We start from the raw sequence: 23,719 nt of genomic DNA on the forward strand, positions 1-23,719 counted from the left end.
ATAATGTGACTCAAAACGAAAAAGAGCAGCCGAAGCTGCTCAAACATATTCGCCGTGACCTTTAATCGTCGCTGGTTGCTGAAATCTTATGAATTGCTAAATCCGCACCGTTAAACTCATCTTCCTCAGACAAGCGTAAACCTGTTAGCTGGTTAATAACGCCATAAACCACCAAGGCTCCGACCAATGCCACAGAGATACCTATAACAGTACCTAGAAGTTGCACCGTTAAACTAACGCCTCCTAACCCTCCTAGAGCCGACTGCCCAAAAATACCCGCAGCAATCCCTCCCCAAGCACCACAAACACCATGTAGTGGCCAAACTCCCAGAACATCATCTATCTTGGTTTTATTTTGTAGATAGGTAAAGAGGTAGACGAACAAAGCGCCAGCAATAGCTCCTGTAATGAGTGCACCAATTGGATGCATTAGATCCGAACCTGCACAAACCGCGACTAGCCCAGCCAAAGGACCATTGTGAATAAAACCTGGGTCATTCTTACCTGCAATAAGGGCGGCGACAATACCACCAACCATCGCCATTAGTGAGTTCATAGCCACAAGGCCACTAATACCATTTAACGTTTGTGCCGACATCACATTAAAACCAAACCAGCCGACACAGAGTATCCACGCGCCTAATGCAAGAAATGGAATGTTAGACGGTGCAAAGTTTGTGTGTTTACCTGCTCTAACGCGGCCTTTGCGCATTCCTAGAAAAATAACTGCTACTAATGCTATCCAGCCACCAACTCCATGTACGACAACTGAGCCAGCAAAATCATGAAAGCCCACGCCAAATTGGCTTTCGAACCATGCTTGTAGTCCGTAGTTACCATTCCAGATCATTCCTTCAAACAACGGGTAAACTAAACCAACGGTAAAAAACGTTGCGATTAACACGGGATAAAACCGGGCTCGTTCCGCAATACCACCAGAGACAATCGCTGGTATTGCAGCCGCGAAAGTAAGCAGGAAGAAAAATTTCACTAACTCATAGCCGTTCCCTTGAGACAGCGTTTCAGCATCAGCGAAAAAGTTGGCTCCATAGGCAACCCAGTAACCAATGAAGAAGTATGCGATGGCTGATATACCAAAGTCGGCTAATATTTTTACTAGCGCATTCACTTGGTTTTTGTGGCGTACTGTCCCTACTTCTAAAAACGCAAAACCAGCATGCATCAAGAACACCATTATGGCACCCAGTAATAAAAACAATGTATCTGAACTTTGGGTCAGGGTTTGTACCGCTCCGTGTACCTGACTGGCATCTACGCTCATCGTAATCTGTCTCCTATTGACCTTCTGCACTATGAAGGCCTATGCGTTTCACTAATTTGGTGAATAAAATACTGATACAGAGCTAGAGCAATGAGCATGCCATTAATGGATAGTTTTATAAACTAAAGGTAAGTGCATGAATTATATAAAATAAATCACATATTGCTTAATGACCCGAAAAGAATGTCGGATATTATTGGTGCATAAAAATGCACTTTAATGGTGATATTGCACCAATGGAGAGCAGGAAACAAAAGAAAAGCCCTGAATAACAGGGCTTTTTAATCAGAGGTTTGGACCTTTACTCATGCTAAAACGTTCATTAGCTTTGAGCTTTTTCATACCTTGGAACATACGTACAAACCAAATGGCAATCGCCGCAAGGCCAAACAACATACCAACGTAAGGAATGTAGTATGCGATTTCATCGATAATATGACTCTTGTACCAGTAGTCGTTTAAACCGACCAGTACACCATTTGAAGTCGCAACAGTAATGATCAACACAACAAAGTAGGTCAAATTAAGGAAGAAAGTTCGAATTAACCCATAATAATGAGAGTCAATAATTTCCCCATCTTCCCCTTTGTCTAGTCGATAACCGGCATAAACGATCGCAATAACGCCAGAGATTAAACATGTGAAAGGTGTTAAGAAACTCAGGATATACGCAGCCCAAATACCGTTATGAGGCTTGTTCATTTGTCTGCACTCCTTTTGTTTCTGTTTTACCATCGCTGTTTTCAGCCGTGTTTTGCTCTTCGCGTTCTTTAGCCATCATCTCTTCGTACCAAAGGTCGTGATGCTCTTTAGCCCAAGTCTCATCGACTTCACCAGTCACCATACCTTCAAGAGCCCCTTCCATACCAAACAAGCCGATGTAGATATGGAAAACAAAGCCACAGATCAGGATAAGTGCCGCTAACATGTGAACCAAGTTAGATAATTCCATGTCACGACGCGTTTGGCCGAAAATCGGAAAATCTAGAACTAATCCACTAAACGCAACCACCGTACCTACGACGATTAATAACCAAAACAGCGCTTTTTCACCAGCGTTTGAAAACTCAGCAGACGGGTGCGAACCTTTATGTTTCCCAACCATACCGCCCAGTTTCATAAACCAAGCAATGTCGACTTTCTTAAAGATCGACTTACGCCACCACTTAATCAATACGCAAAGCAGTAATACGTAGAAAATTGGGCCTATGTAGTTGTGGTACTGTTTCGCCAACATAATGATGAAACCCCACAGCTCGGTTGGGATGTATGGCTTGAGGAAGTGTTTACCATAAACGAGCATTAGGCCACTAAAGGCCAAAGTTAAGAAGGTAAACGCCATACTCCAGTGGAGTGCACGATCGAGTCGCGACCAGCGTTTGATCTTCTTACCTGTTCTTGGTGCGCTTAACATCAGCGGACCAATCACAATGTACATTAAGGTAACAAAGGCGATACTACCGAAAATCGCTACAGCTCCCGCTGGAGACATCCATTTTTCTTTCAAAATGTACCAGGTTTGACCCGGGGTACTGATCAGCATTCCGTGCTCTGGGAACTGAGACGTCGTGTAGCCCTCTTCGCCTTGACGAACTTGACGCCAAAAATCGGCTCCTGCCAATTGGGTCATTTCACGTTGTGCAACTTCAGACTCTTTTTGCTCAGCATGCGCAGGCAACGACAAAGCAAACAGCAATGCTGCCAAGAATGACAGCATCACGAGAGATGCACGTTTATAAATAGCAAACATGAATCTCTCCGTTATCAACTTTTTGTTGCGTCGTAAGACAGATCATTGCCATCTGTCCAACCTGCGCCTTTTGCGCCACGTTCAACGACACGTTGACGGAAAATGTCCGAGACTTTCTCAGCATCACCAGCCAACAGTGCTTTGGTTGAACACAGTGAAGCACACATAGGCAGTTTGCCTTCAGCAATACGGTTTGCACCGTACTTTTGACGCTCTTCTACAGAACCAGGTTCCGTTTCAGGGCCGCCAGCACAGAAAGTACACTTGTCCATCTTGCCACGCTCACCAAATGAAGCTTGTTTAGGGAACTGAGGCGCACCAAATGGACAGGCAAATAAGCAGTAGCCACAGCCGATACACAAATCTTTATTGTGCAGCACAATGCCGTCTTCCGTATGCTCAAAACAGTCTGCCGGACACACTGCCTTACAAGGTGCATCTGTACAGTGCATACAAGCGACTGAAATCGAGTTCTCACCCGGCTCGCCATCATTTAGAGTCACAACGCGGCGGCGTTGAATACCCCACTCTAGCGCATCGTCGTTTTCGTTTTTACATGCAGTGACACAGCCGTTACATTCAATACAGCGTTTAGTGTCACAAAGGAATTTCATTCTAGCCATCAGTGGACTCCTTACGCTTTGCGAATGTTACATAGGGTGACTTTGGTTTCCTGCATTTGCGTGACAGGGTCATAGCCGTATGTCGTCGCGATGTTTGCAGATTCGCCAATCACGTATGGGTCCGTACCTTCAGGATACTTGTCACGAAGATCTTCACCTTGGAACTTACCACCGAAGTGGAATGGAATGAACGCCATGCCTGGTTTGACACGACGAGTCACCATCGCTTTCACGTGGATACGGCCTTTCTCGGCACCTTCAACCCAGACCATTTCACCATCTTTGAAGCCAAGATCATTAGCATCTTTCGGGTTAACCTCGACAAACATCTCTTGCTGAAGTTCAGCCAGCCAAGGGTTAGAGCGAGTTTCTTCACCACCACCTTCATACTCAACCAAACGGCCAGACGTTAAGATGATTGGGTATTCACCCGAAACGTCTTTGTCTTGAATCGACTTATACATCGTCGGTAAGCGGTAGATAGACTCACTGTCGTCCCACGTTGGGTAATCCGCCACTAGATCGCGACGAGGCGTGTAAAGCGGTTCACGGTGCAGCGGCACGCGATCAGGGAAAGTCCAAACCACGGCACGTGCTTTCGCGTTACCGTAAGGGATACAACCATGCTTGATAGCCACACGCTGGATACCACCTGAAAGGTCTGTCTTCCAGTTTTTACCTTCTGCAGCCGCTTTCTCCGCTTCTGTTAGGTCATTCCACCAACCCAGGTGCTTAAGTAGCTTATCGTTAAATTCCGGGAAACCATCTTCGAGTTCACAGCCTTTAGAGTAGCTATCTTCCGCCAATAGGTTTTTGCCTTCATATTCCACACCAAAGCGAGCACGGAAGTTACCACCACCTTGTGCAACAGGTTTCGACGTATCGTAAAGGATGTGTGTACCCGGGTGCTTCATTTCAGGCGTTCCCCAACACGGCCATGGAAGGCCATAGGTTTCGCCATGGGCTGGGCCTCCTTCTGCTTCTAACGTCGTTTTGTGGAAAGTGTGCCAGTTTTGCTGGTGATCTTTCAGGCGTTCTGGGCTTTGACCTGTATAACCAATCGTCCACATTCCGCGGTTAAACTCGCGAGTAATGTCTTCAATGACCGGTTGATTGTTTTCAACTTTTACGTTCTTGAATAACTGATCAGCAAAACCAAGTTTCTTAGTTAGCAAGTACATGATTTCGTGGTCAGGCTTTGAGTCAAACAGTGGCTCAACTACTTTGTCACGCCATTGAATAGAACGGTTAGATGCTGTCACACTGCCGTATGTTTCAAACTGAGTCGTCGCCGGTAGCAGGAAAACACCATCTGTACGGTCGTTCATTACCGCAGCAACGGTTGGGTACGGGTCAACGATAACCATCATATCCAGCTTTTTCATCGCCTTACGCATTTCTACACCGCGCGTCTGCGAGTTAACTGCGTGGCCCCAGTAAAACATTGCTCGAATGTTGTCGTTTTGCTCGATGTTGTCTTTGTTTTCTAAAACACCATCAATCCAACGAGAAACTGGAATACCCATGTTATTCATTGGCTTTTTGCCACGATATTCATTTTGGTCGAAGCGATTTTGGACCCACTCGTGTTCCAGGTTCCACACTTTTGACCAATGTTTCCAAGCACCATCAGATAGGCCGTAGTAGCCTGGAAGAGTGTGAGATAGAACGCCAAGGTCAGTGGCACCTTGCACGTTATCGTGGCCACGGAAAATGTTTGCACCACCACCCGATTTACCCATGTTACCCAGTGCAAGTTCAAGTACACAGTAAGCGCGAGTATTGTTGTTACCCGTCGTATGTTGCGTACCGCCCATACACCAAACAACACAGCCCGGACGGTTTTCAGAAAGTAGCTTCGCGGTTTGGTAAACATCTGCTTCAGAAACGCCTGTTACGCGCTCAACTTCAGCAGGAGTCCACTTCGCAACCTCTTCGCGAATCTCATCCATACCAAACACACGCTGACGGATGAACTCTTTATCTTCCCACTGGTTAGCAAACACATGCCACAAAATACCCCAGATGAAGGCAACGTCTGAGCCTGGACGAAGAGAAACATAGTGATCAGATTTAGCGGCAGTACGAGTGCGACGTGGGTCAGCAACAACAATCTTACAGTTGTTCTTCTCTTTCGCGATCAAAATGTGTTGCATAGCAACCGGGTGTGCTTCTGCAGGGTTAGAGCCAATGAACAGCATTGACTTACAATTATGCATGTCATTGAAAGAGTTGGTCATTGCGCCATAGCCCCAAGTGTTTGCAACACCAGCTACCGTCGTTGAGTGACAGATACGCGCTTGGTGGTCAACGTTGTTGGTGCCCCATAACGATGCCATCTTGCGGAACATGTACGCTTGCTCATTATTGTGCTTTGCACTACCTAACCAGTAAACAGAATCTGGACCTGACTCTTTACGGATATCCAGAACCTTATTACCTATTTGCTCGATCGCATCTTCCCAAGAAAGCTTCTTCCACTTGCCGTTTTCCAGCTTCATTGGGTATTTCAGGCGACGCTCACCATGACCATGTTCACGCAGTGCTGCACCTTTAGCACAGTGACCACCAGCGTTAAATGGATGATCAAATGCAGGCTCTTGCCCAGTCCACACACCATTTTGTACTTCCGCATAAATACCGCAGCCCACTGAGCAGTGAGAACATATGGTACGTTTAACGTCCGTTTTAGCACTAGGATCAACAGATTTTGCTTCTGCCTTTTTGATCATGCCAGGTGTAAAGAGACAAGCACCCGCAACCGCACCACCAGCAGCTAGGGAGCTGTTTTTCATGAATGCGCGGCGTGAAATACCCAATTGATTTTGTTCTTTGCTCACACTATCAGAGCGTTTAACTAGTTTCATTGCTCAGCTCCTAAAGGGTTTCGTAGTAATCGCGAATATGTTGCGTTTCGCGATACCCTGTCTTCTTCACGTCTTTTTCAACAACAACCGTTTCTGAAGCGTTTGCTACTTGAGTTGTACCAGCAACAACAGCCCCCGCCACTGCAGCAGTTGATAAACCTTTGAGAAGATCCCTACGGCTCGTGTTTATTTCTTTATTATCTTTCATTTTGCTTCCTTACCATTACGGTACTTGGAGACTAAACGTCTCTCTTATCGACGCGAACTCGTTACTGCTGAGCTTGGTCGTACTCAGTGACATTTTTCACATCAATCTTTAATTTGGTTTTGCTACTTTGCATATTTTCGCTAAAACGCACTTGCTCAAGCGTTAAGAAAGCATCAAGCAAACTCGCAACTGCGGTGTAGAAGTTAGCGCTCTGCGCACTTTGAACTTGATTAACCAATGACTTAAACCAAGGAGCGATATGCTTGTTAAAAAAGGCTTGCTGTAGACCTTCTTCTTCGTGAGATATCATCGCCATCACTTCACACAATGCAGCAATATGGTCCTCTGGCTCTTTAACCGCCTCTTCCCGTTCAAAGCCCATAACATCAAGATCATCGCGGATCTCTGCAAGTGGCTTTTCCATAAGAGATCCCGTGCGGTGCCATGAGGCAAACGGCACGACTTCCCCGCGTCCGATACCAATGAATAACTCCTGATATTCATCAGCCAGGTCGTCCAGATTCACGTTCGCTGCAGCTTGAGCAATAGTTTGCCAAGCTTTTTGCATTTCGCTTTGTTCTGTTTCTGTCTCGAGTTGAGATAAAAAAGCCACCATTTCACCAGAAGGTGACTGACGAAAAAGTGCAGACATCAATAGATAGATCTCAGTACGCAGTGTTTGTTGTTCGTTTTCCACGTTCCGCTCCTAATACTTCAACTGTTGTGTTGGGTCTTCTGCCATCGCTTCAAACATATCCACCACACGGCAGTCTTCACACATTGCAATGCGGTTGATTGCAGCTTGATCAGAAAAGTGAGAGTGACCGCGTAACTTATTCTGTAGCATATCGATCATCGACTGTGGTGCGAAAGGTTTATGGCAACGAATGCACTCTGCGGCTTTCTCTTCATGCAAAACCACAGCTTGCTGGCGAGTTTGGTGGTCCCAGTTCATACGAGGAGACAGACTCAGAGCGTTCTCCGGACAGGCTTTTTCACATAAACCGCATTGAACACAGTCTTGTTCGACAAACTTAAGTGATGGCGATTCTCCATCAGTGTGCAGTGCTCTGGTCGGACACACAGCTACACAGCTCATACACAAAGTGCAGTCTTTGCTTTGGCATGAAACCGAACCAAATGGTGCATTTGCGGGAAGATCAACAATGTTCTCTACAGGAATGCGGGACTTAGCAAGTGCATCGAGAGCTGTGAAAAGACGCTCACGTTTTGTCCCTTCGAGATCACCTAAAGCTAGGTCAAACGAATCGGTACATAACGTAGGCTGCCCTTCTCGAAGAGACTCTAAGTACAGGATATCAATGGTTTCTTTAGCGATACCTAGTTGCCCTAGAAGCTCCTGAGCAATAGACACTTCATTGTTTAAAACGCGAATGATGGTTTGCGGCATAAAGCGACTAGCCGCGAATAACACTTGGGTCGCGCCATTAACGAGAGCAGCAAGCCAACTATCGATACCAACCGACGGTAGCTCCTCAACAACAACAGGGACAACATTGTCAGGCAAGGCTTTAAGCGCCATAACATTATATTGTTCGTGGCGAGAGCTACAGATCAAAACGATAGGATCGACACCGCCTGCTTGCTCATAGTTTGCAAGCGTACGCTCTATGAACTTCTGCGTATCTTGAGGGTTTGGTAACGCGTAATGAATTGCTTCCGTCGGACAAGCGGTCGCACAGGTACCTACGCCTTGACAAAGATATGGATTTATCTCAATTCTATGACCCGTACGATCTGTACCTTCGCTAGATAGAGCGCCAGCAGGACATGCATCGACACAACGCTCACAGCCTTTGACTCCACGAGAGCTATGGGCGCACAAATCAGTATCTAATCGGAAATATTTCGGCTTATCAAAAGTGCCCATCAATGTTGGGATTTCTTCAAGCGCTTCAGCAAGTTTTGGGTAACCACGTCCTACAGGATAGTAACCAGGGACAGGTACCTCTTCTTTCATGCAACTCTCAAGACAGAGGTCGAGTACCACATCAAAGCAGTCGTGATTGATAGCGATTTTCGCAAGATTATTAGAAGTGCCCTTGCTTTCAATAATGACGCTAAATGTCCCTAAGAAGCCCGATACCTGAACGCTATTGGCATAATATAGGTGACGGTGACTACCTAATTCACCGTCGGTAGACAGTAGCGTTAAGCTATTCATTTGTGATAGCTGTTCAGCGGCGCTTTCTATGATTGCGGTAGGACCCACAATAAGAGTATTACCACCACTTTCATAACTGACGGTCGGTGGAATGAGGTTTGTCAGTTCAACAGTATTCTCAAACGCGAACAAACGCGCTTTTCCGTTGGTAGACGTTGATTCTTGTAGTAGTTGTTTAAGCATTGCTCAGTTCCAGTTCTCTCTTGATAAGAACATGAATATTCACTCTGCTAAGTAATAGCAAATGCTGTACCAACTTTTTTATATCTTATTATCAATAACTTATGAAGAAACGACTCGGTTTAAACGAAAACAAAAAGCGGGAGAGACAAAATGTCCCACCCGCTATTATCAATATACAGTCAAAATGTACCTATTGTTTGTGTGGTATATTTTGTCCCATATCTTCCTGATTACTACCTTGAAGCTCAGATTCTTCTGATTGGCTAAATATTTCTTCGGTTTGCTTGTTACCGTCATTGTCTAACAACACCTGCTCATCGTTTGGCTCTTCTGCTTGAGGTATTTGATCTTCGGTGTCACTGTTCATCCAATCCCTTAGTTTTCCTGCAACTTCGCTGGATAGAGACTTAACTGATTGATAGTCATGGTCATAATCATTGAGCCTATCGACTTCACTAAACTCGCCTGATAAAAACAGCTTACGAAGTGCAGCTTTCTTAACACTTTTATCGACTTCAGATACAAGCAGCGAGGCTACGCTCGTTTCATCTGCATGCTCTGAAACATCAGTATCTTGCTGTTCATTTTGCTGAACTTCACTCGCGTCAAGATCCTCGTCTTCAACATGACGGCGGCTCAAAGACGAATTCATCTGGTCTTCTTGATCGCCTTCAAGCTTACGCTTAGACCACCGGCTTAAAAAATTAGTTGCCACTTGCGCGCCCTGCTCCCTTACGCTTTTTCCTTCTTTGCTCTATCAGCTCACCGTGTCTGCCAATATAGGCTTCCATCCAAGCTTGAACGGGTAAAGGCATGTCATTAGACAGAACCAAGTAGTCGCCATCCATATATTGTCCAGCAACACTTTGCGAAGCGGTAAGCGTCACGATGTTAGGTAGCTCATCACCGTCAACTGAATCAAGAACTAAGAACAACTTTGGCTGTTGTGAACTTAAGTTAAAGCGATAATCGGTTCTCTCATCCCGGTGCAGTTGTAATGTAGATACATATTGACTGCTCTCGCTTGGCGATAGATCAAATCCTGCCAATTGCCATTGAGTCGTCACCCAAATCCCGGTTGAGATTTCATGAGATACTAGCTCGCAATCCATCGACCACAGCTCTTCCGTCTTTTCCAAAACACCTTTAGTAGATTGTTGTTCAGTCATTTTTACCAGCCTAAATTTGTTGTTCATTTTGTCATAAGCAATATTTATACCTGTACAGAAAAGAATGTAGCTGGCTAACCTTAGATAATGTAATGTTCATGTATGAAAGTTTGAGCTATCCAAACTTGGGAATGGTATTTGCAAGCCAACTGTTCCAAAAACAATAACTGACTTTATCAATAGGACCTCTCTGTGGTTAAACCAAACATAATCAAAACCAGTGAAAATCCTTTACAAACCATCGAAGTTGAAGTGTTTGACGAATACGGAGAAAAGTTGACCAAGCAAATCGCTTGTGAACGACCTCTCACCGTGATGCTTAACTGGAAAGAAGTCGTTACGCTCATGACTTTAGGCTCTCGACCTGAGTCTCTCGTATTAGGATACTTAAGAAACCAAAGTTTCATCTCTGATCCTAACGCGTTGGAATCCGTCATTATTGACTGGGAAACTCACACAGCCGCGGTAATTACCAATGAGGATACTAAGCAAGTTGAAGGCGCGCTGAAGAAAAAGACCGTCACGTCTGGGTGTGGGCAAGGCACCATGTACGGAAACGTCATGAAGCAACTCGAAAACTACCAAGTTCCTCAGGTTAAAATCAAACAGTCAGACATCTATTCTGCACTCGAAGTACTCACTCATTACAATGACACGTACAAGAAAGCCGGCGCTGTCCATGGCTGTGCGGTATGCAAATCAGATGAAGTGCTCTCGTTTGTTGAAGACGTCGGTCGTCATAACGCCGTTGATACGCTAGCGGGTGAAATGTGGATTAACGAAGAAAGTGGCGAAGATAAAATCTTTTATACCACTGGTCGACTAACGTCTGAAATGGTGATTAAGGTCGCTCAGATGGGGATTCCAGTATTGCTGTCACGTTCAGGGGTAACTCAAATGGGATTGGATCTGGCGAAAAAATTTGGTATTACCACCATTGCGCGCGCTAAAGGTCTGAGATTCCAAGTGTTTACCGGCGCAGAGAAGATTGAATTTGACGTGAAAGGCGGCAGCGAAAGCTAACCACTACTTGCAAACCCCCTTCCATAAGCTATTAGTTGTATAACCGCTGAAATAAAATTGTCATAAATCATATCAATCAGTGGTTCTACAACGTCAACAGGCTTAACAATGGGAGGTGTCCATGGCTGGAGCACCCGAACAACAGCGTTTTTCGCTATCTTTGTCGATCAGAATGAAGCTGATCTTGATTAATCTTACTCTACTCGTTGGTGTTGGTATTTACGCCTTCTACGAACAAAAAAGTTTAGCCACACTCTCCTCTCTAGAACATGCTGCAAGCGAAAACTTAAGTAGCTCCGTCGACTTGCTTATGTTGCGTCGTCATGAAAAAGATTTCCTCGCTCGCAAAGACAGCAAATATGTCGCTCGTTTTGATACGACATTTGTTGAACTGTCTAAGCGAATAAAAGACTTACAAAATACCCTTAATCAACATCAGCTCAACCTGACTCGACAAGGTAGTCAGATCGTTTCTACCCTCAATCAATATCAAGTACAGTTCCATCAACTAGCGGAGAAGCTGAATCTACTTCACGCTAGAGGCGTTGAGCCCAGTTTAAACGCTCTTGTTGCACGGGAAAGAGAGCTGCTAAAGAGTATTGCCTCCAGTCACGAAAACTTTCTCCTCAAGGTCGCTCTATTAGAGTTGGTTGAAGCTGATCTCACATACCTTGCAACCCCCAACCAACAAAGCATAGAAGCTCTTAGCCAATCAATACTGCAGTTTGAACAGTTTTCTGGGCTCCCTTCGGATGTACTAGTTGCGTTTAATCGATACAGAGAGCAACTGGAGCAGCATATTTCCGTAACGACTGAGCTAGGTCTTAGCGCAAATGAAGGGTTACGTGGAAGCCTAAGAGAAAACGTGCACAAAACGGAAGAAGCCATTGCCGGACTGCAATCGGAAATAAACGCCGCAATTGTGCAAGCCAGCAGCGATATTAAAAACCAGCTGCATGCCATTGGAGCTGGAATAGTAATAACATTGTCTAGCTTACTGTTTTTGATTGGACGCAGCATCCTTGGTCGAATTAAAGCCATTAATGCGTTAATGAAACAAATTGCCAGTGGTAACGGTGATTTAACGGTAAGGATGAACGCCAAAGGCAATGATGAGCTTGCAAGCTTGGCTAACTCGTTTGACTTGTTCATTGCTAGCCTTCATGGACATATCAAAGATCTAGCATCCGTTATGAACGTCCTGAGTGACAGTTCATGCAGTTCTGAAAACGCAGCAATACAAAGTATGAAAAATGCCGAGCAACAAAAGCTGGAATCTGAATCCGTTGCGACGGCAGTTAATGAGCTAGTGATGACAACTAACGAGATCACAGCCAATATCGAATCAGCCGCACAAAACGCGGAGCGAGTAAAAAGTGAAGCGCAGAATGCTCTCAACATGACCCACAAGACTGGCGATCGTATTGATAATTTAGCCGAAAGCATCGAAGAATCTCAAGCTCATATCATGGCGCTTGAAGAACAAAGTAGAGAGATCAACCAGGTTATTTCGACTATTCAAAGTATTGCAGAGCAAACTAATTTACTCGCCCTAAATGCAGCTATCGAAGCAGCTCGCGCGGGAGAAAGCGGTAGAGGCTTTGCGGTAGTCGCCGATGAAGTGCGTCAACTCTCTTTGATGACAAACGATTCCACCCACCAAATCGAATCAACCATTCAAGGCCTTACAAGCGGCATCTCTCAAACTGTGGCTAAAATGGCATCCAGCGCCGAGCAAGCAAGGACAACGAACACGCATACCCACGAGGTTGTACAAGCAATTGAAGGTATCAGTGAGCAAATTAGTGAAATGTTCGATATGAACACGCAGATAGCGACCGCTTCGGAAGAGCAATCCGCGGTTTCATCAGAGATAGATCGCAACATTACCGAAATAGCCCACCTAGCGGGAAACACCTATGAAATTGTTTCTGGTTCAGTGAAGTGTAGTGAGCAGGTGTCGGGAGTGAGTCATAAGCTAGAAGGGATTGTCGCTCAGTTTAAATATTAGATAGTGTAACCCTAGATAGAAAAAGAGCCTCAATAGTGAGGCTCTTTTATCAAATCAAATTTACGGTCTTAATTAACCGTCAATACCGCGCGCTTTTAAGAATTCTGCGTAAGTACCGCGGAAATCGTGAATCTTGCCATCTTTAATCTCAAGAATACGTGTTGCTAGCGAGTCAACGAATACACGGTCGTGCGATACGAAGAAAAGCGTTCCCTTGTATTGCTCAAGAGCAGTATTCAACGATTCAATTGATTCCATGTCCATGTGGTTAGTTGGTTCGTCCATCAGCAGCATATTTGGTTTATGCATTTGAAGCTTACCAAGTAACATGCGGCCTTGCTCACCACCAGAAAGCACCTTCACAGACTTTTTGATGTCATCCTGTGAGAACAGCATACGACCAAGGAAACTACGTAGTACTTGCTCGTCATCGCCCTCTTGGCGCCATTGGCCCATCCAATCCATCAGGTTCATGTCTTCTTCGAAGTCATGTGCATGGTCTTGAGCGTAGTAACCAATGTTTGAGTTTTCTGACCATTTGTACTCACCTGTACGTGGTTTAAGTACGCCCGCTAGTGTGTTGAGTAAGGTTGTTTTGCCCACACCGTTCTCGCCAATAATAGCAACGCGCTCACCCACTTCGAAAATCGCATCAAAGTTATTGAACAGGTCGTCTTCAAAGCCTTGGCTTAAGTTCTCAACGATCAGCGCGTTACGGAACAGCTCTTTAGACTGCTCAAAACGGATGAACGGGTTTTGACGGCTTGATGCTTTTACTTCATCAAGCTGGATCTTATCGATCTGTTTTGCACGAGACGTTGCTTGCTTCGCTTTTGACGCGTTTGCAGAGAAACGCGCAACGAACGTTTGTAGCTCAGCAATTTGTGCTTTCTTCTTCGCGTTATCTGACAGCAGACGTTCACGAGCTTGCGTCGCTGCTGTCATGTACTCATCGTAGTTACCGTGGTAAACACGCAACTCACCATAGTCTAAATCTGCCATATGCGTACATACAGAGTTTAAGAAGTGACGGTCGTGCGAGATGATGATCATTGTACAGTTACGCTGGTTAAGTGTTTCTTCCAGCCAGCGAATGGTGTCCATATCCAAGTTGTTGGTCGGTTCGTCAAGCAGCATGATGTGCGGGTCAGCGAAAAGAACCTGTGCAAGAAGAACACGCAGTTTCCAACCTGGTGCTACTTCGCTCATTAAGCCGTAATGCTGCTCTTCTGGGATACCTACCGCAAGTAGAAGCTCACCAGCCTTTGCATCCGCCATGTAGCCATCCATTTCAGCGAACTGAACTTCAAGATCAGCAACAAGCATGCCTTCTTCTTCTGTCATTTCTGGCAGAGAATAAATGCGGTCACGCTCTTTCTTTACTTCCCAAAGCTCTTTGTAGCCCATAATAACCGTATCGATTACCGTGAACTCTTCGTACGCGAATTGGTCCTGGTTAAGCTTAGCAACACGCTCGTTAGGATCATAACTTACGTTACCACCCGTTGGCTCTAGCTCACCACTTAGGATCTTCATAAAGGTTGATTTGCCACAACCATTTGCACCAATAAGACCGTAGCGGTTACCTTCACCGAATTTTACCGAAATATTTTCAAACAGCGGCTTAGCACCAAATTGCTGCGTAATGTTATTAGTGGAAATCAATGTGTTTACCTTTAAATGATGAAAAACCGCGCCACACTACTGTTTACCGCGAATAACTTCAAGTCTTGTTTTAACTTTGCTGCATGTTGAATTAATGACATCAATATGACACTCGACGCAAAGTTAAGAATATAGTCGTCCGCCTAAAATTAGCCGGGGATTCACTCGATTTCATATTGAAACAGGCTAAACTAACTCTAACCTCATAAGTTATAAGAGATTTTTATGCGTTTTTTCCTACGCTTTTTGTGTGTTGTTAGCTTAATGAATATTGCTCCAGCATTTGCTAACTGGCAATACGATTTTCAAGCTTTGCCGGAAGTTGATGCCGTCAGTTCAGATATTGAGCTGGAGATTTCACAGCTTCCTGAACCGTTGTTTATGACAGAGAAAGACCGACGCAAGGTCAACCAGCTTTTGAATGCAGTTACAGCGGAGCAAAAGAAGCAAATTACTTTGTTTAAAGATCACTTAAGTCAGTACCGCCATAAAGGGGGAGACGATACTTGGTTCGACACTGAATCAAGCTACCTAACGCTGACTAGCCTAGGACGAAGCAAAGAACAATTGTTAACCCTGACCGATCCTGTACATCGTGACAAATTGACAGGATTTGGCCCTTATGGGGTAACTCAGTTTAAACAAGAATGGCTACAGACACGTTTAAATATCGAGTATCTCGCCTATTTCCAATTGCGCAGTTTTAAATCGCTATTAAGCGAAGTGCTCATTTCACCGATCCCAGTAATATGGGCAGGTTTGAAGGTGCTATTTATCTACTTTGGCTTAGTATGGTGGCTCGCCAATAGCAAGCGCCTAATTAGTTTATTCAAACAGACTCAGCTTGAGAATAATCCTAAGCCGCCGCTATGGGTTCGTTTAATTTGGTATGTAAGCCGCGCTCATCGCGCCATTGCTTGGCTCATTGCGATTACGTTATCACTTAGAGTTCTGTCACAAATCCCTAGCCTTCAACATTTGATCATTCTAGAGATCTTCACTTGGTGGATTTTAGGTGGCTCTATCGCTATTAGCTTTATCCTAGAGTTTGCTTATCGCAACAGTCGTAGTTCAAGCCAAGAAGTCATAGCACTACGTTTATCTACAATTCGTCGCTATGTATGGAGCGCTATTGTAGCGGGTGTGATACTACAAATCTCGATGCGTACTCTAGGTAAAGGCACTATTTACTACTGGATATACAGCGCGCTTTACGCTTGGTTTGTGTTAGTCACGGTGTCAGTACTTCGCTTGTGGCGCAATAAAGTATTCCAGACAGTTGAGCCTCTTTCTGACCGACCTGTGTGGGTTAACTGGGCTGTAAGTCGTAAAGAATCGTTTCTCTTAAACATCCCAGCGACCGCTATCGCAATGGTTTGGTTGACAATACACAACTTTAAGCATCGTGTTGTTGCCGCCCTGTCAAACTACAGCTTCTTTAGCCAAGCACTGGCTTACTTGTTTAGAATCGAAGTCGCAAAACAGACTGGTAACAATAATGGCCAAGCTAACTTGGTGAGAGTGAAAGGCGATGAAACCTTTGACTATGTTCGTCCTGGTAACTTCAACAGTACTCTGATTGACTATGCTGGCGACGAAGTTCAGCAGCTTTCCAAATACTTGATGACAGACAGCCCGGCAATTTGTGTTGTATCCGGTGAACGAGGGGTTGGTACAACCACATTGCTGCGTTCACTACTCAATAAAGTCAAAAACGCTGAGCCAATTTACTTAAGCTGTCCCTATTCAGGTTACGCAGAACTACTCACTCATTTGGCCGTAAGCTTAGGGCTAGACGAGGATGCGACAGAAATTCAAATTCTCGCGCATTTGCGTAAAAGCGAAACAACCTATTTAATTGCTGTAGATAATGCTCAACGCCTCGTAAAACCTATGGTGGGCGGGCTATCTGATCTTATTCGCCTTACGAATCTACTGCGTCGATCTAAAAAGAATCATCGCGTAGTGATTGCCATCGAAAAAGCAAGTTGGCGGTTTGTCGACCGCGCTCGTGGCGAAAGACTCTTGTTCGATTTGGTTTGCTTCCTACCGCGTTGGACCGAAAAACAGGTTAATCAACTACTTGATACGCGCATAAACCAACCTGAGCAAAAACAAGTATCCTTTGAAGGACTGGTTGTGCCAAAACAGTGGGACCAAGAAGAAGTCACAGAAGAAGAGCGAGCTAAGCAAGGTTTCTACCGTATCCTATGGCATTATTCGGACGGCAACCCAACCGTTGCGCTAAGGTTTTTCCGTTTATCTTTGAATCGCGATAAGAGTTCGGAGCAAGTCTACATTCGTCTATTCCGAGCACCTGAGTCTCAAGAGTTGGAGAAAATGCCCAAGCCTATGCTTGCTGTTTTACGCTCTATTGTTCAACTCGAAATTGCTTCACCTGAAGTACTCTCTGACTGCACTCAGGTCAGTATTGCTGAAATTACTGGCACGCTGCGCTATTTCCAAAGCCGTGGCTATATCGAATGGGTTGAAGATAAGGCGCGGGTATCTGATCACTGGTTCCGTCACATCACAAACGTTCTCGACCGTCAGCATTTATTGGTGAAGTAAAATGAAAAGAATTCTGTCTATTTTAATTGGCCTTGCCGCTGCGTTTCCTGCTCTAGCAACAGAGGAGATGGCAAGTGTTGAGAACATAGGTCAAATCGCAAGCTTGATTCGTTGGAGCGGCGTGTTTTTCTCGCTGCTGGTCATTGCTGCAACTTGGCTATTGCTCAAGTTCATTAACTCTATGGTGGAAAGCATCGGTAGTCAGTTCGCTCAGTACCGTATGCTATTGCAAAAACTGCAGTCGTTTATGCAGTTCTTCATCTATATGAGCGCAGGTATCTTGGTCTTCATGATGAGTTTTCGTATCAATGATCAGATACTTGCTTTGATAGGTGGTACGTTAGCTGTGTCTGTCGGCTTTGCATTAAAGGATCTGGCTGCATCATTCATCGCTGGTATGACTGTGATGGTGGATAGACCTTTCCAGGTGGGTGACCGCGTCACGTTTGAGGGCAACTATGGTGACATCATCGCCATTGGTCTGCGTTCTGTTCGTATGCGTACTCTAAATGATGACATCATTACGATTCCAAACAACAAGTTCTTAAACGAAGTCACCGTAAGTGGTAACTACGGCGCGCTCGATATGCAAGTCGTTATCCCCTTTTATGTCGGACTTGATGAAGATATTACCCTCGCAAGGGATCTGATTCAGGAAGCCGCTTCTTCGAGCCGTTATATTCACCTACCAAAGCCTGTCACAGTTTTAGTAAAGCAGACGATTACTGATAACTACTTGGCGATTCAGTTAACCTGTAAAGCCTATGTCGTTGATACTGCGTACGAGAAGCTGTTTGAAACCGACATTACCCTTCGCGTGATGAAAGAGTTCAAAAAACATGGTATTCGCCCACCCAAGATTGTTGTAAACGCTGGGTAGAATACAAAAAGGCGGAGCTTGTTGGCTCCGCCTTGATTTTATCAGACGATAATTACAGGTTAGTGATTTTGAAGTCTGTCTCTGCGCGCTGTGGCAGGTATATACTAAACGTCGCGCCCTCGCCCCACTGCGATTCAACTTTCAATTCTCCGCCCGTTTGACTGAGAATACTTTGAGAAACAGATAACCCCAACCCCGTACCTTCACGCTTAGTCGTATAAAAAGGTGAGAAGATACGTTTTAAATTCTCTTCTTTAATACCACATCCCTGATCTTTGACATGAATGATCGCTCCGACACAATTTCCGTCTTTTAACCAATCCTCTGTGGTAATCGTTAATTTACCCTTGCCTTCCATTGCATGAATGCCGTTCATTTGAAGATTAACCAATATTTGCAATAGCTGGTGACGGTTTACTTCGACGGACGTTTTTGCACCAAGCGCAGTTTCAAACTGAATATCTCGCTTTTTACTTCCGGTTTTAACCAAGGTGATACTTTCTTCCACGACAGGGTTGACGTGCTGCCATGTGATTTCGTCTTGAACACCACCTTGTCGGCTGTATTGAAGTAAGCTGCGAGTGATATTCCTAATCCGATCGATTTGTGCATGAATGGCTTCGATCTCTTCCTTAACACGTTCCGCTTCGCCACCCAATTCAAATTGAATCAATTCCACATTGCCAAGAATAACGGCTGTCGGGTTATTAATCTCATGGGCAATTCCAGCGGTAAGCTCACCCAATGCAGCCAATTTCTCGTTCACGACCAACTTATCGCGTGTTTGATTCAGCAACTGAATATGTAGCTCTAGCTCTTCAGTTTTCTCCATTAAACTCGCCGTACGCTCTTCGACTTTTCCTTCAAGCTCAATCGCGGCATCCTTTAGCTCATTCTTACGCTGTTTCAGTAGATCCAGCATATTGTCGAACTGCCTAGCAAGTTGGGCTAGTTCATGATTTTCGTCCAACCCAAGTGGGCCGATACGGGTCTCCTTGCCAATCTGAATCATTTTGACCACTCGGTGAATGTGTTCAATTGGGTTAAACAGATCTCGAGAGCCTCGATAGACCATTAGACCGGATATAAGGAGCAGCATGAGCGTGGTGACTGATATTTCTGCAATATTTGTCATATAGGCTTTAACAAACGGCCAGAGCAAATAGCCGGTGTAAAGCATACCGATGACGTTATCGTATTGGTCTCGTATCGGCTGATACGCAGTGATGTACCAAGCATCATAAACAAACGCGCGATTGACCCACTCCTTACCTTCGTGAAGTACTGCTCTGTTCACTTCGGCAGACACACGTGTTCCGATGGCTCGTCCAACTCTGTCACCACTGTCCAACGGTACATTGGTGCTAACTCGCAGGTCATCCAAAAATACCGTTAACGTGCCTACTGGTCTTAAGCTGTCCTCTTTGGATGGATAGATCAAATCACGGATTTGATCCACCAACACTGTACTGTTGTTAAGTAACAACCCACCATCAAGAAAGCCTATGATGTCGTTTTGTTGGTTGTAAATTGTGACAACTGTGCGGCTTACTAGCCCACGACTTTCTAACCTTTTGCTGTTGAGAATTGGTATTTGCGCTCGTTTAACAAGGTCTTGGTCGAGTTCATCGAGCTCTTCTTCATCCAAAACATCAAAGAATGACTCTTTTCGCGTGAGGTCAAGATAGCGAAACTTTTGCTCAATGGTATCTACCCGATGAAAACGGAGAAAGTCTAAGTTATAGCGTTGCTTTTGTTCAGACACCCAGCCAGCAAAGTCGTCAAAATCATTAAGGTGGTTGATTCCATAGACAAAATCAAATGATTCCGAGAAAGCTTTTACATGGTTTGCTTGCTTCTCTTGAATCAGTTCAATACTGTTTTCCGCTACGCCTAACCGTTCAGATACATCCAGCAACGCACTCTGCCACGTATAATGGATAGACCAGTATATGGTGATCCCAATTAGCGCCATTAACGTCAGAAATATTGGTGCCGAAGTTAGGATCATGAGTCGATAACGCACCATAGTTTTAAACCGGTAGCGCCACTTTCCCCACAAACTGCGGCTATTCGGCATAGTCCGACTCCTCTGCATCCCACTCTTTGTATTTGCGCTCTAACGTTTTTCTCGCCACGCCCAATTCGCGTGCTGCTGCTGATTTGTTGCCGTCATGATAATCGACCAACTGTTGAATATGCGCTTTTTCAACTTCTTTAAGCGTCCAACTATTCGGATAGCCTTGACCATCTCGCCCCTGTGGCAAATCGATAACTTCACAGCCACTCGATACCGTTACGGATACATTTTGTTGAGGTGGTACACCATTTATTTCACGCCAGTAATGCGCAGGAGGCTTAGCAAGCAAGATGCAACGTTCAATCAGGTTTTTGAGCTCACGAATGTTGCCTGGCCAATCATAATCATTCATGGCGATAATATCTTCGTGCGCCCACTTTGGATCGCTAATACCCAGTTCGGCTGCCAGCATTCGCGTAAAAAACGGCACTAACTCAATAAGGTCAGCTTTGCGTTCTCGCAGTGGCGCAACGTCAATTTTTAACACGTTCAACCGGTAGAAAAGATCCTGCCGAAAATTGCCTTTGTTCACTTCTTCTTGCAAATTACGGTTGGTAGCAGCCACGATGCGTACATCGATAGTGATCTCTTTCTCACTGCCTACTGGGCGAATCGTTCTTTGTTCCAAAACACGCAATAGCGCAGATTGCATCGAAAGTGGCATCTCGCCAATTTCATCCAAGAATAGAGTGCCGCCATTGGCCACACGGAACATGCCTTCACGATTCTTCTTAGCACCAGTAAACGCGCCAGATGTATGACCAAAAAGCTCACTTTCCAACAACTCGGGAGCAATAGCACCGCAGTTAATGGGAACGAACGGCCCAGTCCGTTGGCTAGCTTCATGTACTCCACGCGCCACCAGCTCTTTACCAGTGCCCGATTCACCCTCTATCAATACAGAAGCACGCGAAGGTGCGAACTGAGTGATCAGTTGTTTAAGCTGTTTGGTTTTCTCTGAACCACCGACAATTTCAGTCTTAATATGACGCTTAAAGTCGTGACTCAATGCATATTGATGGCGTTCAGCAAGACGCTTATCCATACAGCGCTGAACCGCCTGCAACATCTGCTCTAGGTTAAACGGTTTTAATATAAAATCAGACGCCCCCAACTTTAACGCTGAAATTGCCGTCTCTAGATCAGCGTAACCTGTCATAAAGATGACATCGGCTTTACGGTCTTCATCGGTAAATGCTTCTTCCCAATCGATCCCCGAACGACCCGGTAAATTGATATCCAAAATGATCAAGTCGTAATGATTCGTTACGCGCAGAGTTTCCGCATCTTCGATTGAACCTGCTGTATCGACGCGAGAAAACCACTTACTTAACGCTTTGTTTAGTATGGTCTGCATACCGACTTCATCATCGACGACTAAGACGGAAAATGCCTGATATTGTGACGCTTTGTTGGGATCGAATGTTGGGGACATAATGACTCGGCTAATTGTGTTTCAATTGGGACAGAGTGTACCAAGGTTTAGAGAAATGAAATAAACTAATCTGCGACATTTTGTCCCACATCAAAGTTTAGTTATCTAAATCATTGATATTTAGTGATTTACAGCGGTTATATTATTGGCACTAAGATTGCTTTATATGCGTGTCGATCTATATAGTAGCTTGATTACTTGCTTTTTTACTAAGCAGGTAAACAAGTCAGTACCATCACATGGAATGATAAAATAATGAAAACAATGACTTTAACTCTTGCAACAGCGTCTTTGGCCTTAGTTAGTTACTCTGCATCATCTGCAGACGAGCAACCTCACATACGTTTAGCTACTACCACCAGTACATATCACTCAGGTTTACTTGATTACCTTCTACCTCAATTTGAGAAAGACACTGGGTATAAAGTTGATGTGATTGCGGCTGGCACCGGCAAGTCTCTAAAAATGGGCGAAAATGGCGATGTCGATTTGGTAATGACTCACGCTCCAAAAGCAGAAGCAAATTTTGTGGAGAAAGGCTATGGCGTATTGCCTCGTAAACTGATGTACAACGACTTTGTGATCGTTGGTCCACATAAAGATCCCGCGAAGATCTCGCAATCAAACGACGTCGCGCAAGTGTTTAAAAAAATTGCCAACATGAACGTCACATTTGTTTCCCGTGGTGACGATTCCGGAACTCACAAAAAAGAAAAAGGTATTTGGGAGCAAAGTAAAATTGAACCTAACTTTGGCGGCTACCGTAGCGTAGGCCAGGGTATGGGCCCAACGCTAAATATGGCGAATGAGATGCAAGGTTACACCATGACTGACCGTGGTACTTGGCTTGCGTACAACAATAAGCTCGATCTAGAAATCTTGTTCCAAGGTGACAAGAAGCTCTTCAACCCTTACCAAGTAATTTTGGTTAATCCTGAACGTTATCCGACCATCAACTACCAAGGCGCAAAAGTGTTTAGTGATTGGTTAGTTAACCCGAAGGGTCAGCAATTAATTAACGACTTTAAGCTGAGCGGTAAGCAATTGTTTGTCGCAAACGCAAACGAGAAATAACCTTCTATGAGCCTTTGGCAAACCACCCTTGATGCCCTCGCCTTGTTGGTGAGCTTGGACAAAGAACTATGGGAGATCGTTGCGGTCTCCTTTAGCGTCTCTCTAACAGCGATATCTTTGGTATTGCTGCCAGCAATCCTGTTTTCCTTCATTCTTGCTTATACCGAGTTTCGAGGGAAATGGTTGTTTCTATCGCTTGTGAACACACTCCAAGCGATCCCAACCGTCGTTATTGGCTTGCTGCTCTACATGCTCCTTTCACGTGCAGGTCCTATGGGCGATTGGCAAATGCTCTTTACTCAAAAAGCGATGATCGTCGGTCAGATGCTTATTGGGTTTCCCGTATTAGTTTCAATGATGCACGGCGCACTTCAATCAAGTGATCGTCGTGCGATTGAAACCTCAATTACACTTGGAGCATCTCCAACTCGCATTGCCGCTACCATGATTTGGGAAACGCGTTTTCCACTTATGGCAGCTACCATCGCGGCTTTTTCGAGAATTGTGACCGAGGTGGGCTGCTCCACTATGGTCGGTGGGAATATCATGGGGCTAACACGCAACATTCCCACTGCTATTGCAATGGAGAGCCATAAAGGTGCGTTTGCTCAAGGTGTCGCCCTTGGCATGGTATTACTTGCTTTGGCTTTAGCACTCAACTTTGCCCTTACCTCGATGCGTGGTAAAGGCTACTTAAGAACATAGGGACGCTG

At 44.9% G+C, this 23,719-nt stretch carries 19 protein-coding genes; 6 read left to right on the forward strand and 13 right to left on the reverse strand.

Translation table 11 applies throughout. The features are described from left to right. Positions 1-61: 61 nt before the first annotated feature. From AC4MRV_RS09725 to AC4MRV_RS09770, 10 genes are all read right to left on the reverse strand, one after another. Positions 62-1,282, reverse strand: coding sequence for an ammonium transporter (locus AC4MRV_RS09725; RefSeq protein WP_491187153.1), 1,221 nt, complete (start codon positions 1,280-1,282; stop codon positions 62-64). 285 nt (positions 1,283-1,567) lie between these two features. After that, positions 1,568-1,984, reverse strand: coding sequence for a hypothetical protein (locus AC4MRV_RS09730; protein ID WP_491187154.1), 417 nt, complete (start codon positions 1,982-1,984; stop codon positions 1,568-1,570). Continuing rightward, positions 1,968-3,032: a formate dehydrogenase subunit gamma gene (locus AC4MRV_RS09735; protein ID WP_491187155.1), complete on the reverse strand. Its 1,065-nt coding sequence runs from the start codon at positions 3,030-3,032 to the stop codon at positions 1,968-1,970. The genes AC4MRV_RS09730 and AC4MRV_RS09735 overlap by 17 nt, the downstream gene beginning before the upstream one ends. Positions 3,033-3,046: 14 nt before the next feature. Then, entirely contained in the window at positions 3,047-3,655 is a 609-nt protein-coding gene (gene fdh3B, locus AC4MRV_RS09740; protein WP_006878919.1) for a formate dehydrogenase FDH3 subunit beta, read from the reverse strand. Positions 3,656-3,666: 11 nt separating this feature from the next. Further along, complete coding sequence (locus AC4MRV_RS09745; protein WP_491187156.1) at positions 3,667-6,522, reverse strand: formate dehydrogenase subunit alpha; 2,856 nt, start codon at positions 6,520-6,522, stop codon at positions 3,667-3,669. Positions 6,523-6,532: 10 nt separating this feature from the next. Then, positions 6,533-6,730 carry a twin-arginine translocation signal domain-containing protein gene (locus AC4MRV_RS09750; RefSeq protein WP_491187157.1) on the reverse strand — a complete coding sequence of 66 codons (198 nt, stop codon included), beginning with the start codon at positions 6,728-6,730 and terminating at the stop codon, positions 6,533-6,535. A gap of 61 nt (positions 6,731-6,791) precedes the next feature. Continuing rightward, positions 6,792-7,382 (reverse strand): TorD/DmsD family molecular chaperone, encoded by a 591-nt coding sequence (locus AC4MRV_RS09755; protein ID WP_491187209.1) that lies wholly within the window; start codon positions 7,380-7,382, stop codon positions 6,792-6,794. Positions 7,383-7,436: 54 nt separating this feature from the next. Next, positions 7,437-9,098, reverse strand: a complete 1,662-nt coding sequence (locus AC4MRV_RS09760) for a 4Fe-4S dicluster domain-containing protein (RefSeq protein ID WP_491187158.1) — start codon at positions 9,096-9,098, stop codon at positions 7,437-7,439. Positions 9,099-9,288: 190 nt separating this feature from the next. Further along, positions 9,289-9,813 carry a DUF3306 domain-containing protein gene (locus tag AC4MRV_RS09765; protein WP_491187159.1) on the reverse strand — a complete coding sequence of 175 codons (525 nt, stop codon included), beginning with the start codon at positions 9,811-9,813 and terminating at the stop codon, positions 9,289-9,291. Beyond that, a complete protein-coding gene (locus tag AC4MRV_RS09770; RefSeq protein WP_491187160.1) occupies positions 9,803-10,267 on the reverse strand; it encodes a DUF3305 domain-containing protein in 465 nt (154 codons plus the stop codon). The genes AC4MRV_RS09765 and AC4MRV_RS09770 overlap by 11 nt, the downstream gene beginning before the upstream one ends. 192 nt (positions 10,268-10,459) lie before the next feature. On the opposite strand from AC4MRV_RS09770, the gene fdhD reads away from it, so the two are divergent. Next, the gene (fdhD, locus tag AC4MRV_RS09775; RefSeq protein ID WP_491187161.1) at positions 10,460-11,290 is read left to right on the forward strand and encodes a formate dehydrogenase accessory sulfurtransferase FdhD; all 831 of its coding nucleotides are present in this window, start codon (positions 10,460-10,462) and stop codon (positions 11,288-11,290) included. 121 nt (positions 11,291-11,411) lie between these two features. Next, on the forward strand, positions 11,412-13,301 hold the full coding sequence (locus AC4MRV_RS09780; RefSeq protein WP_491187162.1) for a methyl-accepting chemotaxis protein: 1,890 nt from the start codon (positions 11,412-11,414) through the stop codon (positions 13,299-13,301). A gap of 72 nt (positions 13,302-13,373) precedes the next feature. Here the strand turns inward: AC4MRV_RS09780 and AC4MRV_RS09785 are convergent, their stop codons facing one another. Next, positions 13,374-14,966 carry an ABC-F family ATPase gene (locus tag AC4MRV_RS09785; protein WP_491187163.1) on the reverse strand — a complete coding sequence of 531 codons (1,593 nt, stop codon included), beginning with the start codon at positions 14,964-14,966 and terminating at the stop codon, positions 13,374-13,376. 225 nt (positions 14,967-15,191) lie between these two features. On the opposite strand from AC4MRV_RS09785, the gene AC4MRV_RS09790 reads away from it, so the two are divergent. Beyond that, positions 15,192-17,537, forward strand: coding sequence for an ATP-binding protein (locus tag AC4MRV_RS09790; protein ID WP_491187164.1), 2,346 nt, complete (start codon positions 15,192-15,194; stop codon positions 17,535-17,537). Between the two features lies 1 nt (position 17,538). Continuing rightward, a complete protein-coding gene (locus AC4MRV_RS09795) occupies positions 17,539-18,417 on the forward strand; it encodes a mechanosensitive ion channel family protein (protein WP_491187165.1) in 879 nt (292 codons plus the stop codon). Between the two features lie 52 nt (positions 18,418-18,469). Here AC4MRV_RS09795 and AC4MRV_RS09800 read toward each other — a convergent pair whose 3' ends face one another. Together AC4MRV_RS09800 and AC4MRV_RS09805 are read right to left on the reverse strand one after the other, a co-directional pair. After that, the gene (locus AC4MRV_RS09800) at positions 18,470-20,497 is read right to left on the reverse strand and encodes a sensor histidine kinase (protein WP_491187166.1); all 2,028 of its coding nucleotides are present in this window, start codon (positions 20,495-20,497) and stop codon (positions 18,470-18,472) included. Continuing rightward, positions 20,487-21,932 carry a sigma-54-dependent transcriptional regulator gene (locus AC4MRV_RS09805; RefSeq protein WP_491187167.1) on the reverse strand — a complete coding sequence of 482 codons (1,446 nt, stop codon included), beginning with the start codon at positions 21,930-21,932 and terminating at the stop codon, positions 20,487-20,489. The genes AC4MRV_RS09800 and AC4MRV_RS09805 overlap by 11 nt, the downstream gene beginning before the upstream one ends. A gap of 255 nt (positions 21,933-22,187) precedes the next feature. On the opposite strand from AC4MRV_RS09805, the gene AC4MRV_RS09810 reads away from it, so the two are divergent. Both AC4MRV_RS09810 and AC4MRV_RS09815 read left to right on the forward strand, forming a co-directional pair. Beyond that, the gene (locus AC4MRV_RS09810; protein ID WP_491187168.1) at positions 22,188-23,006 is read left to right on the forward strand and encodes an ABC transporter substrate-binding protein; all 819 of its coding nucleotides are present in this window, start codon (positions 22,188-22,190) and stop codon (positions 23,004-23,006) included. A 6-nt stretch (positions 23,007-23,012) separates the two neighbouring features. After that, positions 23,013-23,711, forward strand: coding sequence for an ABC transporter permease (locus tag AC4MRV_RS09815; RefSeq protein ID WP_491187169.1), 699 nt, complete (start codon positions 23,013-23,015; stop codon positions 23,709-23,711). The last annotated feature ends 8 nt before the right edge of the window (positions 23,712-23,719 follow it).

It is taken from the genome of Vibrio sp. (assembly GCF_984391705.1).